The organism is Flavobacterium sp. F52, assembly GCF_000278705.1.
In the GTDB taxonomy this organism is placed as follows: domain Bacteria; phylum Bacteroidota; class Bacteroidia; order Flavobacteriales; family Flavobacteriaceae; genus Flavobacterium; species Flavobacterium anhuiense.
On the sequence record NZ_AKZQ01000026.1, the window covers coordinates 129,886 to 143,925 of the forward strand.

14 protein-coding genes are annotated in these 14,040 nt (G+C 29.6%); 10 read left to right on the top strand and 4 right to left on the bottom strand.

The window, feature by feature from the left end:
- Positions 1 to 61 precede the first annotated feature (61 nt).
- From FF52_RS11995 to FF52_RS12030, 8 genes are read left to right on the top strand one after another with little or no spacing between them, the layout of a single operon-like run.
- Complete coding sequence (locus tag FF52_RS11995; protein ID WP_008465799.1) at positions 62 to 1,336, top strand: oligosaccharide flippase family protein; 1,275 nt, start codon at positions 62 to 64, stop codon at positions 1,334 to 1,336.
- Positions 1,337 to 2,143, top strand: coding sequence for a glycosyltransferase family 2 protein (locus tag FF52_RS12000; protein WP_008465801.1), 807 nt, complete (start codon positions 1,337 to 1,339; stop codon positions 2,141 to 2,143).
- Positions 2,143 to 3,378: an O-antigen ligase family protein gene (locus FF52_RS12005; protein ID WP_008465802.1), complete on the top strand. Its 1,236-nt coding sequence runs from the start codon at positions 2,143 to 2,145 to the stop codon at positions 3,376 to 3,378. The genes FF52_RS12000 and FF52_RS12005 overlap by 1 nt, the downstream gene beginning before the upstream one ends.
- Before the next feature lies 1 nt (position 3,379).
- Entirely contained in the window at positions 3,380 to 4,492 is a 1,113-nt protein-coding gene (locus FF52_RS12010) for a glycosyltransferase family 4 protein (protein WP_192811810.1), read from the top strand.
- Positions 4,489 to 5,577, top strand: a complete 1,089-nt coding sequence (locus FF52_RS12015; protein ID WP_008465804.1) for a DUF1972 domain-containing protein — start codon at positions 4,489 to 4,491, stop codon at positions 5,575 to 5,577. Before FF52_RS12010 ends, FF52_RS12015 begins: the two co-directional genes overlap by 4 nt.
- On the top strand, positions 5,537 to 6,859 hold the full coding sequence (locus FF52_RS12020) for an O-antigen ligase family protein (RefSeq protein WP_008465805.1): 1,323 nt from the start codon (positions 5,537 to 5,539) through the stop codon (positions 6,857 to 6,859). The genes FF52_RS12015 and FF52_RS12020 overlap by 41 nt, the downstream gene beginning before the upstream one ends.
- On the top strand, positions 6,856 to 7,839 hold the full coding sequence (locus tag FF52_RS12025; RefSeq protein ID WP_008465806.1) for a UDP-glucuronic acid decarboxylase family protein: 984 nt from the start codon (positions 6,856 to 6,858) through the stop codon (positions 7,837 to 7,839). Before FF52_RS12020 ends, FF52_RS12025 begins: the two co-directional genes overlap by 4 nt.
- Before the next feature lie 29 nt (positions 7,840 to 7,868).
- Entirely contained in the window at positions 7,869 to 8,642 is a 774-nt protein-coding gene (locus tag FF52_RS12030; protein WP_008465808.1) for a glycosyltransferase family 2 protein, read from the top strand.
- 60 nt (positions 8,643 to 8,702) lie between these two features.
- Here FF52_RS12030 and FF52_RS12035 read toward each other — a convergent pair whose 3' ends face one another.
- Positions 8,703 to 9,224: an ORF6N domain-containing protein gene (locus tag FF52_RS12035; RefSeq protein WP_008465810.1), complete on the bottom strand. Its 522-nt coding sequence runs from the start codon at positions 9,222 to 9,224 to the stop codon at positions 8,703 to 8,705.
- Positions 9,225 to 9,268: 44 nt separating this feature from the next.
- The gene (locus FF52_RS12040; protein WP_008465811.1) at positions 9,269 to 10,579 is read right to left on the bottom strand and encodes a phenylacetate--CoA ligase family protein; all 1,311 of its coding nucleotides are present in this window, start codon (positions 10,577 to 10,579) and stop codon (positions 9,269 to 9,271) included.
- A 134-nt stretch (positions 10,580 to 10,713) separates the two neighbouring features.
- Between FF52_RS12040 and purD the strand changes: the two genes are divergently transcribed.
- A complete protein-coding gene (gene purD, locus FF52_RS12045) occupies positions 10,714 to 11,988 on the top strand; it encodes a phosphoribosylamine--glycine ligase (RefSeq protein WP_008465812.1) in 1,275 nt (424 codons plus the stop codon).
- Between the two features lie 43 nt (positions 11,989 to 12,031).
- Here the strand turns inward: purD and FF52_RS12050 are convergent, their stop codons facing one another.
- Positions 12,032 to 12,262, bottom strand: a complete 231-nt coding sequence (locus FF52_RS12050) for a DUF6341 family protein (protein ID WP_008465813.1) — start codon at positions 12,260 to 12,262, stop codon at positions 12,032 to 12,034.
- 141 nt (positions 12,263 to 12,403) lie between these two features.
- On the opposite strand from FF52_RS12050, the gene FF52_RS12055 reads away from it, so the two are divergent.
- Positions 12,404 to 13,333 (top strand): DUF6427 family protein, encoded by a 930-nt coding sequence (locus FF52_RS12055; RefSeq protein WP_008465815.1) that lies wholly within the window; start codon positions 12,404 to 12,406, stop codon positions 13,331 to 13,333.
- Here FF52_RS12055 and upp read toward each other — a convergent pair.
- On the bottom strand, positions 13,328 to 13,981 hold the full coding sequence (gene upp / locus FF52_RS12060; RefSeq protein WP_008465816.1) for a uracil phosphoribosyltransferase: 654 nt from the start codon (positions 13,979 to 13,981) through the stop codon (positions 13,328 to 13,330). The genes FF52_RS12055 and upp overlap by 6 nt on opposite strands.
- Between the last annotated feature and the right edge of the window lie 59 nt (positions 13,982 to 14,040).

The window sequence follows — 14,040 nt, forward strand, 5'->3', positions numbered from 1 at the left end:
ATAGCTCTATGACAGAAACATTATTTTATTAATGAAGCCGCATCTATAAGGAGAATCGATTATGAAGTTGATTGATAAAAAACATAAAAATTTGATAGCTTCTTTTGTAAAAAACTTTCAGTTTAGAATTTTTGGTCTGGCTATATCTTTTTTAATTGTTTTATTAATTAATAGATTTTTCGGAGTTGCCACGTATGGTGCATATGCGTTAGTAGTTACAATTACTCAGATTTGTACGTTATTTATAACTTTTGGAATTCCCAACACGCTTATTAAAGTTATTGGAAATAAAAATTATAATTACCTAGAAGCGAAAAATTTATTATTGAAAGGATGTAAAATAGTGCTTTTATTTGCGATATTTCCGATGATTTTCTTTTATTTCGGATCGCATTTTTTGGCAGATACCGTTTTTAAAAACACAGACCTTTACATCTATTTTTTAATAATTGCTTTATCTATACCATTTTTTGTGGTCCACGAAATTTTTGTTTATTTTTTTGTTGCAACAAAGAAGTTTTTCAATTTCAACCTGTTTTTTTTTGTTATTCCAAACATACTTTTAATTGGATTTTTATCACTATTCCATTTTTTAGGTAAAGACAGTTATTTCACCATTTTAGCTTTTTCACTATCTATATTTTTCACTGTTCTTATTGAAATTATTACAATTTTTAAATGGAAATCAGATAAAAATTTGGAAGTTCAGTCCACGGGAGAGTTACTAAAAACGGCTTCGCCTTTATTTTTCAGCGGTTTTTTAATATATCTATTAAACGCTACAAGTGTTGTTATATTAGGCTTAATGGTAAATGAGAAGGATCTCGGAATCTATAATGTGGCTTTTAAAATAGCCAATTTAGGATTGCTTATAATTGTTTCGATTAGTACAATAACTACTCCTAAAATTGCACGGTTATTTGGTGAAAATAAACATGAGGAATTAAAAATAACGATTCAAAACGCAACAAAACTGATATCAATTCTAACAATTCCATTGGTTTTAGTAGTCATAATTTTTAATCAGTTAATTTTATCTTTTTTTAGTTCTGAAGCCGTTGCAGCTGGAAACATATTAATCATTTTAATTTTGGGTGTTCTAGTCAATGCGATGTCAGGAAATGGTGATCAGATACTAAATATGACCAATAATCAGCATATTTTAAGAAACATTACGTTAATTTGTTTCGTTTCTAATGTTATGGCAAATGTTGCACTCATTTCCTATTATGGAATTCTTGGAGCCGCACTTGCAGGATTATTTACAAACTTACTGCTCAATTTTTTATGTGTTTATTATATAAAGAAAAAATTGGGTTTCTATACCTTATTTTAGATGGAGCAATTAATCTCAGTTATTATTGTAAATTATAATGGTATTCAATATTTAGAAAATTGTCTCAATTCTTTGTATACTTATTTAAGAGATTTGTCTTTTGAAATAATAGTGGTTGATAATTGCTCAAGTGATGACAGTATAAGTTTTATTAAAGAAAAATTTCCCAATGTAATTATTATTGAAAATCAAACAAATTTAGGTTTTGGTAAAGCAAATAACATTGGGGTTTCTTTTGCTAAAGGAGAAACCATTTTGCTGTTAAATAATGATACTATTCTTTTAAACAATCTTAAATCAGCTGTTGAGGTTTTGTACTCAAAAAACAATATTGGTATTGTCTCCATCAACATGCTTAATAAAGAACAACAGTATATTAGTGCTGTAGGTAAATTTCCTTCTCCTTTAAAATTGTTAAAAATTTCGTTCTTAGCTGATAAAAGAAAAGAGTTTGTTCATGGCAAATTTAATTTGAGTAAAACGTATGAAGTAGATTGGGTAACGGGTTCCTTTATGTTATTAAGAAAGAAAGATTACCTAGATTTGCATGGTTTTGATAAAGATTACTTTATGTATGTTGAGGATGTAGATTTATGTAAAAGAATGCATGATATTGGAAAAATATGCATTTTTATACCATCAATTGATTATATTCATTTTGTTGGACATAATAAGACCAGAAATCGAAACCTGATGCAAGGTTACCAAGTTTATTCTTCCAAACATTTTTCTGGAGTACAAAAACAGTTCGCATTATTAATGATTTCGATCAATATTCTTATAAAAAGAATTGCAAAAAATATTTAATGAAAATAAGGCAAGTCATACTTTTTTTATTTCTGATAGTAGTGTTTTCACAACTTTACCTTTCTTCATTTAGAATAAATTTTGTTATTCAATTTATTGTTCTATTCGTAATGTTGTTGCTAAATGAATTTAAAATAAGCCTGAAAATTTTAAGCTTACTTACACCGCTATTTTTGATTTTTACCATTGGGTTTTTAGGTTTTTTTGGAAATCATTTCGAGTTTATTCATTTAGTAAAAGACATAACGCATTTTTTAAAACCTATTTTAGGACTAACCTTAGGTTATCTTTTCTTTCAAAAAATAGAATTTAAAGCATTTGTAAAAACAATCATTCTTACAGGCTTTTTTATGGCCCTTTTTCATATTTGTTTAGTTTTATCGAACAGCAAGCTGTCTATTGAGAATATGAATGAACTTCGAAATGATTTTGGAAAAGATAACTTTCTAGAATGTTTTAGTTTATTGTTTTTGTGTTTTTATGCTAAATTTTTTGATGATAAAATATTCAAAAAAAGAATTGCCCATTATATAATTTTCTTTACGCTTTTGGTATCTTGTATTTTATATTTTTCAAGAACAATGCTTGCCGTTGTTGTTCTAGCAGTTTTAACCATTTATGGCTACACAAAGATCAACTCAAGAAACATAAAAATTTTTCTTGGTTTAGTTTCAATTGTTGGCGTATTATATATTTACTTGTTTTCGGTTAAATTAGATCGAAACGCAAAAGGTTTGGAAGCCTTTTTATATAAGGTAAAGATTGCACCCGAAGAAATGTTTAAAACAAAAATCGATAGGGAAAATCATAAGGAATTATGGGATCATTGGCGTGGATATGAAGCTAAAAGAGCTTTGAAATTAATGGAAGAAAATCCTTTAAGTTATATTGTTGGTACTGGTTTTGGTTCGTTAATTGATCTAAAATTTAAAGCCCCTCTCGACCAAGAAGGAATGAGATATATATCAGAAACACACAACGGATACATTTATATTTTTTACAAAACTGGGATTATTGGGTTAATTTTATTATTATATTTTTTATCTCGTTTTTATCGATATACTTATTTTGCATATCAATTTGTTCCAGTTTTTATTGGAGTGATAGGTTTGTCATTTTTCTTCACAACCTTAACAATTACAGGTATATATAATACAAGAGATGTAATTGTTTTAATTTTGGGCGGGTTATTGGTATTTTCTTCAAGACCAAATGTCTTCAAACAAGATTCTTAATATGGAAGAGAAAATAAAAATATTTGTAGACTGTCATATTTTTGATAAAAATTTTGAAGGAACAAGAACCTATATTACTGGTTTGTATCAAGAACTAATAAAAGATAATAGTAAAACGTTTTATTTTGCCGCAAAAAATACCGCAATTCTTGAAGAAGTTTTTGGTACTGCTGAGAATGTTAAATATCTTGAACTAGCACATAAAAATAAATTTTATCGTTTACTGGTTGATATTCCTAAGCTTATCAAGGCAAATAATATTCAATATGCCCATTTTCAATATATTGTGCCGCCAATAAAATATTGTAAATATATAAACACAATTCACGATTTATTGTTTTTAGAATACCCACAATATTTTCCGTGGATGTATAGAGTTAAAAATAAATTTCTATTTAAGTGGAGTGTAAAACATTCCGATATAATATTTACTGTTTCAGAATATTCAAAACAACAAATTCAAAGACTCTTTAATATCGATAATGTTGTGATTACTCCTAATGCCGTTAATGATGTTTTTTTTGCAGAATATAACAAAGAAACAATTAAATTAAGCGTTGCTAAAAAATACAAAATAGAAGATTATTTTATTTATATAAGTAGATGGGAACCTCGAAAGAATCATAATTTTTTGTTAGAAGTATTTGTTGAGAACAATTACTATCGAGATTTTTTTCTGGTTTTGGTGGGGAAAAGAGATTTAATAAATAAGAAGTTTAATAATTTATATAATTCGTTACCCGAATCAATTAAAAATAAGATAATTATTCTAGAAAATCTTAGTTTTGATGATCTTCAATTGCTTGTAAAAGGTGCCGAAGTTTCCATTTATCCTTCAATTGCTGAAGGATTTGGTATTCCGATTTTAGAAGCCGCCGCCGCTGGAATTCCGTCACTATATTCTAATAGAACAGCAATGAAAGATTTTAGTTTCCTGCATGATAATGGATTTGACCCTTTTGACAAGAACGATTTGAATGAAAAAATAAAAATAAATTTGAATAAAGGTAAAAAAATGAATAATGTGGAAATAATAAAAGAGAAATATAATTGGAAGTACTCTGCTTTGCTATTTCTAGAAGAATTAAATAATAACAGCTCCAAAACTAAATGAAAATAGCAATTCTTGGTACGAGAGGAATTCCAAATAATTATGGAGGATTTGAGCAATTTGCAGAAATTTTTGCTGTTTATTTAGCAGAAAAAAATCATGAAATTTATGTTTACAGTCCTCATAATCACATTTATCAACACAAAAAATTTAAAGGCGTTCACATTATTCACCAGTATGATCCTGAGTATAAGATTGGAACGGCTGGGCAGTTTTTATATGATTTGAATTGTATATTAGATTCAAGAAAAAGAAATTTTGACATTATCCTTCAATTAGGTTATACAAGTAGTTCTATTTGGTCTTCTCTTTTACCTAAAAAAACAATTATCATTACCAATATGGACGGATTGGAATGGAGAAGGAGCAAGTATTCAAAAAAAATTCAAGAGTTCCTTAAAATTGCAGAAAAAATTGCGGTAAAAAAAAGTCATTATTTAATAGCTGATTCGATTGGAATTAAGAACTATATAAAAGAAAAATACGATAAAGAGGCTCATTATATTGCTTATGGTGCAGAACCTTTTGAAAACGAAAATGAAAACCTAATCAAACAATATAAAGTTGACAAGTATGATTATAATCTAATTATTGCAAGATTAGAACCCGAGAATAATATAGAGACAATTTTAGAGGGCATTGTTCAAAGTAATAACAAAAAAACAGTTTTGATAATTGGAAATACCGATAATAATTTTGGAAAAAAGCTTAAACGTAAATTTCAAAATAATCAAAATTTAAGATTTATTGGAGCCATTTACAACAAAGAACATTTGGATAACTTAAGATTTTTTTCAAACATTTATTTTCATGGGCACTCAGTTGGAGGAACCAATCCATCGTTACTTGAAGCAATGGCGGCCAAAGCTATGATTGTGGCTCATAAAAATGAATTTAATTATAGCATTTTAGAGAATAGAGCACTTTACTTTTCAAATGCCTCAGACATTAATCAAATCTTGAAAAAAATTAAAAGAGAAGATTATGAACAAATAATTCAAGATAACTTCAGTATGATTATTAATGAATTTAATTGGAATAAAATAAATGAATCATATCTCAGATTATTTGAAAAAAGCCTTCAATAAAATGACTGATTTATCGAAGAATAAAAGTTTGCTAGCTTATTTGATAGCTGCAATGTTGATTACGCTTCCATTAAAACATAATATTGGAAGTTTAACTTGTATAGTTTTTTTATTGGTCTCCTTTCTCAAAGCAAAAAAAACAGATTTTTCATTATCTAGAGTTTTACTGCTTCCAATACTGTTGTATGTTTTGATGTTAATATCTTCAATTTGGTCGATAGAAAGTAAACTGACAATAAAGGGATTACAAAAAGAAATATTGTTTTTAGTGATCCCTTTAGCATTTAGCACATTTCCAAAAATGAATAGAAATGTTGTAGATAAGGCTATTGAGTGGTTCAGTTTTACTATGGTTGGATTTTCTATTTTCTATTTTCTAAAGGCAATTGTAAAATTCATAAATTCAGGAGACAAGGGCGTTTTCTTTTATCATGAATTAGTCAGTTTAGAACTAAATGCAATTTACATGGCTGTTTTTGGTTCTTTAGCCATGTTTTTTTTTCTTGTTAAAAAAGAAAAATCAATTATTGATAAAATAGGATTTTGGATTCTTATTGTCTTTATATTTTTGTTGTCATCCAAGAATATCATTATCGTAGATTTGATGATGATAATAGTTTATTATTCGTTTTTTTCTTCAGTTTCTAGGGGAACTAAGAAAATAATGCTTTTGGCGGTTATAATTATCTCTATAAGTTCTGTGCTTTTTATTAAGCCAGTTAGAGATAGATTTATGATTGAATTTGAAACAATATTTGTAGATAGTTCTTTAAATAATGCGACAGAAGAAAATCAAGGACCAATTTATAATATAAGTTTAAAGCAAGCTTGGAGTCAGGATCAATTCCAGCAGAACGATTTTTTCCCAGGAGCAGCTTTTCGATTGTTTCAGATTAGAATTTTTAAAGAAATGGTTCAGGAAGAATCTATTTTTTTTACAGGATTTGGATTAGATGCTGCTCAATATAAAATTAGAGAGAAAATAAAACAGCATAATTTACACGCAAGTTATGGAGAATTGAATTTTCATAATGAATATATTCAAATATTTGCAGAGTTGGGAGTAGTTGGTTTTTTGATAGTTTTAAGTATGTTATTTTTTACATTGAAAAAGGGAATTATAAATAAAGATTTTGTTCATATTGCTTTTGCGGTAACAATGATAGTCTTATTTTTGACCGAATCTTTTTTGAGTCGACAAAGAGGAATAATTTTCTTTATAGTTTTTTACTGCATGTTTAATTCAGTAAATTATTATAATGAACAGAAAATATTAAAATGAAAAGAATACTTATCACTGGAGCAGCAGGATTTTTAGGATCACATTTATGTGACAGATTTATTAAAGAAGGTTACTTTGTAATTGGAATGGATAATTTGATTACAGGAGATCTTAAAAATATTGAACATTTATTTAAACTGGAAAATTTCGAGTTTTATCACCATGATATTACTAAGTTTGTTCATGTTCCAGGCAATTTAGATTATATATTACACTTCGCTTCGCCAGCAAGTCCGATTGATTATTTAAAAATTCCAATTCAAACTTTAAAAGTGGGATCTTTGGGAACCCATAATCTACTTGGATTGGCGAGAGTAAAAAAAGCAAGAATTTTGATTGCATCAACTTCTGAAGTTTATGGAGACCCTTTAGTACATCCACAAACTGAGGAATACTATGGGAATGTAAATACAATAGGTCCACGTGGAGTTTATGATGAAGCAAAACGTTTTCAGGAGTCAATCACCATGGCATATCATACTTTTCATGGAGTAGAAACTAGAATCGTTCGTATTTTTAACACCTACGGGCCAAGAATGCGATTAAACGACGGACGTGTAATTCCAGCGTTTATTGGCCAGGCTTTACGTGGTGAAGACCTAACGATTTTTGGAGACGGAATGCAGACGCGTTCTTTCTGTTATGTTGATGACCAAGTTGAAGGGATTTACAGATTGCTACATTCAGATTATGTATATCCAGTAAATATTGGAAACCCTGACGAAATCACAATCAAAGATTTTGCAGAAGAAATTATAAAACTGACAGGGACAAATCAGAAAGTAGTTTATCATCCGCTGCCAATAAACGATCCATTACAGCGTCAGCCAGATACAACAAAAGCAAAAGAATTGTTGGGCTGGGAAGCCAAAGTAAGCAGAGCAGAAGGAATGAAAATTACTTATGAGTATTTCAAATCATTATCTCCTGAAGAACTGGCAAAAGAAGAACACAAAGACTTTTCAAGCTATATAAAATAAATTAAGATTCTGAAAGAATAATAAATCTAATGAACGATTTAGTATCTATTTTAACACCAACATACAATACTGAAAAGTTCATTAGAGCAACTATAGAATCAGTTCAAAATCAGACCTACCAAAACTGGGAAATGATTCTAGTAGATGATGCCTCTACAGACAAAACCGTTTCTATTATAGAAGAATTTGCTCAAAATGACAGTAGAGTTAAACTCTTTAAATTACCAGAAAATCGCGGAAACGGTTTTGCAAGAAACGCCGCTTTAGAAAAAGCCACAGGAAAATATATTGCCTATTTAGACGCAGATGATTTATGGTTTTCTGAAAAATTGGAAAAGCAGATTCAGTTTTTAAAAATGAATAATCAGCCTTTTACTTTTAGTTATTATGATTCTATTGATGAGGAAGGAAATAATTTAAGCAGAAGGGTTGAGTCACCAAATCCTTTAACTTATAACGAATTGTTTTTCTGTAATTACGTAGGCAATTTGACAGCTATATATGATTCAGATTATTTCGGAAAAATCATTCTGGAAACTACACAAAAACGTCAGGATTGGAGAATTTGGTTAACAATTTTAAAGCAAATTAAAATAGCAAAACCAGTTCCAGAACCTTTGGCCTTTTACAGAATTAGAAAAAACTCTGTTTCTTCTTCAAAATTTAGACTAATAAAACACAATTTTGGTGTTTATAGAGAATTTCATGGATATAATCTTGTTTTTTCTGTTTTGCTGATGATGAGGTTTTTATTTACTCAATTGATAATCAAGCGAAAATATATTAAGAAAATTTTAAATTAAACTTGATACCACAATTTGTGACATCAAGTTTTTAAGATCACAAATTGTGACCTTAAAGAACTATTTTTTATAGCCAATCTTTACTCTTTCTGATTCATTTTCTTTTTTCTCAGTCAATTCATCTAAATAAGAAAATACTAATTCAATGTTTTTGTCATGATTCTCTAACTTCTTCTGAATCTGTAAAATATCAACTTTAATTTCTGTTGTATCCAAAAGCATTTGTCTCACTTTCGTAAAGATTCTCATAATTTGAATATTGGTTTGAATGGCTTTGTCGCTTTTAAGAACACTTGATAGCATTAATATTCCATGTTCAGTGAAAACTAGAGGCAGGATTCTTGTTCCTCCCCAACTTGAGGTCACAATTTGTGACCTCAAGTTATTAAATTCAATTTGTGATAATTCAAACATAAAATCTTCGGGAAATCTGGCAGCGTTTCTTTTGACAGATTGTTTCAAAACTTTAGTTTCAATTCCATAAAGTGAGGCAAGATCACGATCAAGCATGACTTTTTGCCCGCGAATAAAATATATTTTATTAGAAATTGTTTCTTCAGAAAGTAAGGAATTATCATCCATAAGTTTTTAATTAAAAAAAACAAATGTAAGATTTTATTTATATTTTATAAATAAGATTTAAACTGTTTTAGTTTTCCGCGGTTGGTTCTTTCTAAAACCATTTTTTTGGTAAAAGTGAAATTTAAATTGGGTTCTAAATACAAATCGATGGCTTTTTTTATTTTTTGAATTTGCTCTGAAATTAATTCTTTTTCAGCTACATATTCAATTTCAAAAGTATCTAATTTGGTTTGTTTGATGATAAATTCTTTTACGTTTCCATCGTCTTCAATGATGCTTTTGGTTACATAATAAAATGTCAAACCTGGAGATTTTTTACCACTTGGCAAAACAGCAACATCGTTGGTTCTTCCAATTAATTTTTTAAGAATTGGTTTCTGAGGAGTGCTTTTTTCGTCCAAAATTCCAATGTCGCCAACTTCATATCTTATAAAAGGATTTGCTTTATTGAATAAAGAAGTAATCACAATTTTTCCTTCCGTTCCATGTGGAACAGGATTATTATTTTCATCTAAAATCTCGACAAAAAGTGTTTCTGAGTTTACCTGCCACTCTCCTTTAAGATTTTCAAAAGCAATTAAATCTAACTCAGAAGCGCCATATTCGCTTATAATTGGAATTCCAAATTGTTTTTCCAAAAGTCTTTTATCCGTTTCAAAAAGCATTTCTGAAGTAACAAAACAAGCTTTTAGTGTTGGACATATTTCTTTTAAAATGATATTTTTTTGTTCTAAAAATTTAGCAAAAAGAACAATTGAACTTGTATATCCGTTGATATAATCGAATTTTTTAGTTCTGAATTTTTTTAGAAATTTTTCTAAAACAGCATCAGACAAATCAAAAACGGGGAAACGAAAACGATGTGTCAAAAAATCTTTAAAACGTTCTTTTTGATATCCAATAAAATCCATCGGAATTCCGTAAAAGCGTGCTTGATACGAATGATTAAAATCAATTCCGAACCAGCCGAAACGCATTATATTGGAAGCCCAAGTCAAAGCATGAGAATATTTATCTTTAGCAAAAACAAAAGGAGTTCCACTCGATCCGGATGTTTTGTTAAGATAAATGTTTTTTTTCGAATACCCTTTTGAAAGTCTTTCTTCAAGAGGTTTTTGGAGATTCTGTTTGTTCAAAATCGGAAGATCATTCCAGTTTTCAATCTTTTTGTTTCCAAGCAAATCACGATAAAAAGAATTGTTATTTAAATGAAAATCAACAATTTCTTTCTTTTTCTTTTCAATAAACGAAGTGCACTCTTCTTCAGAAAAGTGAACAATTTTATCCAATTCGGCTTTGGCTTCCTTAATTGGAAAACCATTTAGTTTGAGTGAAAGATCAAAAAGGCGAATCATTTTTCGGGATAATTTTCGTCAAAAATAATATTTAGCAATTACTAACAATCAAGAATCACGAAGTTTTTAAGATTTAATTATTTTTTACGTTCAAAAGCAATTATTTTTGCACCACAACTAAAATACAACAACACATGACAATTTTACTATTGGGATCAGGCGGAAGAGAGCATGCATTTGCATGGAAGATGACACAGAGTCCGCTTTGCGAAAAACTTTTTGTAGTGCCTGGAAATGCGGGAACTGCTGCAATTGCTGAAAACGTTGCAATATCTCCAACTGATTTTGAAGCAGTAAAAGCATTAGTGCTTAAAGAAAATATAAGTTTGGTAGTCGTAGGGCCAGAAGATCCTTTGGTAAAAGGTGTTTACGATTATTTTAAAAATGACGAAAGTTTAAAACATATTCCAGTTATCGGGCCATCAAAATTGGGCGCACAATTAGAAGGGAGTAAAGAATTTGCCAAAGAATTCTTGATGAAACATAATATCCCGACTGCAGCATATGATAGTTTTACTGCTGAGACGGTTGAAGAAGGATGTAAATTTCTAGAAACATTACAACCTCCTTATGTTTTAAAAGCAGACGGATTAGCCGCTGGAAAAGGTGTTTTGATTATTCAGGATCTTGAAGAAGCAAAAACAGAATTACGTAACATGTTGGTTCATGCAAAATTCGGTACAGCAAGTTCAAAAGTAGTTATTGAAGAGTTCTTGGATGGAATCGAATTGAGCTGTTTCGTTTTAACAGATGGGAAAAGCTATAAAATTCTTCCAACAGCAAAAGATTACAAACGAATAGGAGAAGGAGATACAGGTTTAAACACAGGCGGAATGGGAGCGGTTTCTCCAGTTCCTTATGTAGATGCAGTTTTGATGGAAAAAATTGAAACACGCATCGTAAAGCCAACAATCGAAGGTTTCCAAAAAGACGGAATCGAGTACAAAGGATTTGTTTTTATCGGTTTGATCAATGTAAAAGGTGAACCAATCGTTATTGAATACAACGTAAGAATGGGAGATCCTGAAACCGAAGTTGTGGTTCCAAGATTAAAATCAGATCTAGTTGAATTGTTTTTATCTGTTGCAGATCAAAAATTAGGAGACTTTAATTTAGAAGTAGATCCAAGAAGTGCAACAACGGTAATGGTAGTTTCTGGCGGATATCCTGAAGATTTCGAAAAAGGAAAAGTAATTTCTGGATTAGAAAATATTACAGATTCTATAGTTTTTCATGCGGGAACAAAATTAGATGGCGAAAATGTCGTTACTAATGGAGGACGTGTAATTGCTGTAACATCTTATGGAGACGATTTCCAACAGGCCATAAAAAAATCTTACCAAAACATAGATAAACTAAGCTTTGATAAGATGTATTTTAGAAAAGATATTGGCTTCGATCTAATTTAAAAAATAAATAGAACCAACCCTTTTTAATTAAAGGGTTTGGTTTTTATTTTAAAAATGAGTGAGCTGTTGTATCTTGGTTTTCTGTTCCGGCATCATCAAAAATACGTAATTGTTTAATCCAATAACCAATTGCGCACGCACAGATGATCATGAAAATCCAGTTAATAGTGTTTGCACCAAACCATGTAATTAATTCCAAACGACGTAAAAAGTCAAGAGGAGCAAACAAAATGTTAACGAATAGGTATTGAATTCCTTCGAAAAAAGCTGTCATAATTTTAAAAATTATATGTTATTTATTGTTGTGTAATGCCTTGAAGATAAAATTCGGTAAACCAAATCTTTTTTCAACTTGTTAGGTTTTTCCTTTTAAACAAGTAGTATCTTTACAATCACAAAAGTATAAAATATCCTTATGATAACAAGTGTTTTTAAAAAATCTACGCCATTAAATTATTCATTGGTTGTAATTTTAATACTGGTTTTCTTTTTTATGTTCCAAATTAAAGACCCTTCTTGGGTTACTTCTTATTTTTTGGCTTTCCAAAAAGTGAGTTTATTATGCTTTATTTTGGCTTCTTTTTTTATGATTAATTTCATTGTAAAAAAGAATGGACTCAGTAAAGACAATGGTTATGCGATACTTTTTTACTTGTTGTTTGTTCTATTTTTCCCAACCATATTTAATGACTCAAATGTTATCTATGCCAATTTTTTTATTTTATTGGCACTTCGAAGATTGATTTCGCTCCAATCTCTCAAAGCATCAAAAGAAAAAATATTTGATGCAGCATTTTGGATTTTTATAGCTTCTTTATTTCAATTTTGGAGTATTCTCTTCTTAATATTGGTTTATATTTCTATTATTTTTCACGTTTCAAGAGATTATAGAAACTGGGTTTTGCCATTTATAGCACTTTTAGCAGTAACAATTTTATTCTACATGACATCTTTAATTTTAAATTTTGATGCCGTAGCTTTCATTCAGGAAAGAGCAGTAATCGATTTTAGAATTGATTATTTTAAGAATAATTATGAAAATGCAGCACTTTCAATATACACTGCTGTAGCCCTATTTTTTGTTACTTCGATGCTAATGACATTGTCAAATAGACCACAAATTGTTCATTCTTCATACAAGAAAATAGTAGCTTGCTTTTTTATAGCAGCCATTGTTTACATCATTTCGCCAAATAAAAGCAACGATTTGCTATTGTTTAGTATTGCACCATTAAGCATTATGGCAACGAGCCACGTAGAATATATGCAACAGAAACTGAATAACGAAATTGTTTATTACACTCTGATTGTGTGTAGTTTATTTACGTTTTTCTCTCAGTTATAATTTACTTCCGTAAGCAAGATCACCAGCGTCGCCAAGACCTGGAACAATGTAGTTTTTCACGTTTAGTTTTTCATCTAAAGAAGCTACCCATAAATGACAGTTTTCAGGAAGATTTTTTTCTAGATAAGCAATTCCTTCTGGGGCAGCGATAACGACAACAATATGTATTTCTGCTGGAATAGCGTTTTCGACCAATTTTTGGTGAACTGCAACAATTGATTGTCCCGTAGCCAGCATCGGATCTAGAAGCAAAACGGTTTTATTATTTAAGTCTGAAATAGCCTGATATTCAACTCGAATTTCAAACTCGTCATCATTATTTGGGTGGAATCTGCAAGCAGAAACAAAGCTGTTTTCTGCATGATCAAAATAATTTAAAAAGCCATTATGGAGAGGAAGTCCAGCTCTTAAAATAGGACATAAAACTAAATCCGTATCAATTTCTGTAGTGTTCTTAATTCCAAGAGGAGTTTGGATTTCAACATTTTTATAAGGTAAAATTTTACTCAGTTCATAAGCCATAATTTCGCCAATGCGTTCAATATTTCTACGAAAACGCATGCTGTCATTTTGAACATTTACATTTCTAATTTGACCTAAGAAATGATTTAAAACGCTGTTATTTTCAGAGATATAATGAATTTTCATGATGAAATTGTAATTTATTTAGAGATAAAATGATGAAACGAAAAATAATTTCTTTTCTT

Coding starts and splice junctions, on each gene's coding strand:
- FF52_RS12055 (WP_008465815.1), top strand. CDS start 12,404: ATGATAACAAGTGTTTTTAAAAAATCTACGCCATTAAATTATTCATTG.
- upp (WP_008465816.1), bottom strand. CDS start 13,981: ATGAAAATTCATTATATCTCTGAAAATAACAGCGTTTTAAATCATTTC.
- FF52_RS11995 (WP_008465799.1), top strand. CDS start 62: ATGAAGTTGATTGATAAAAAACATAAAAATTTGATAGCTTCTTTTGTA.
- FF52_RS12015 (WP_008465804.1), top strand. CDS start 4,489: ATGAAAATAGCAATTCTTGGTACGAGAGGAATTCCAAATAATTATGGA.
- FF52_RS12030 (WP_008465808.1), top strand. CDS start 7,869: ATGAACGATTTAGTATCTATTTTAACACCAACATACAATACTGAAAAG.
- FF52_RS12035 (WP_008465810.1), bottom strand. CDS start 9,224: ATGGATGATAATTCCTTACTTTCTGAAGAAACAATTTCTAATAAAATA.
- FF52_RS12040 (WP_008465811.1), bottom strand. CDS start 10,579: ATGATTCGCCTTTTTGATCTTTCACTCAAACTAAATGGTTTTCCAATT.
- FF52_RS12020 (WP_008465805.1), top strand. CDS start 5,537: ATGAATCATATCTCAGATTATTTGAAAAAAGCCTTCAATAAAATGACT.
- purD (WP_008465812.1), top strand. CDS start 10,714: ATGACAATTTTACTATTGGGATCAGGCGGAAGAGAGCATGCATTTGCA.
- FF52_RS12010 (WP_192811810.1), top strand. CDS start 3,380: ATGGAAGAGAAAATAAAAATATTTGTAGACTGTCATATTTTTGATAAA.
- FF52_RS12025 (WP_008465806.1), top strand. CDS start 6,856: ATGAAAAGAATACTTATCACTGGAGCAGCAGGATTTTTAGGATCACAT.
- FF52_RS12005 (WP_008465802.1), top strand. CDS start 2,143: ATGAAAATAAGGCAAGTCATACTTTTTTTATTTCTGATAGTAGTGTTT.
- FF52_RS12050 (WP_008465813.1), bottom strand. CDS start 12,262: ATGACAGCTTTTTTCGAAGGAATTCAATACCTATTCGTTAACATTTTG.
- FF52_RS12000 (WP_008465801.1), top strand. CDS start 1,337: ATGGAGCAATTAATCTCAGTTATTATTGTAAATTATAATGGTATTCAA.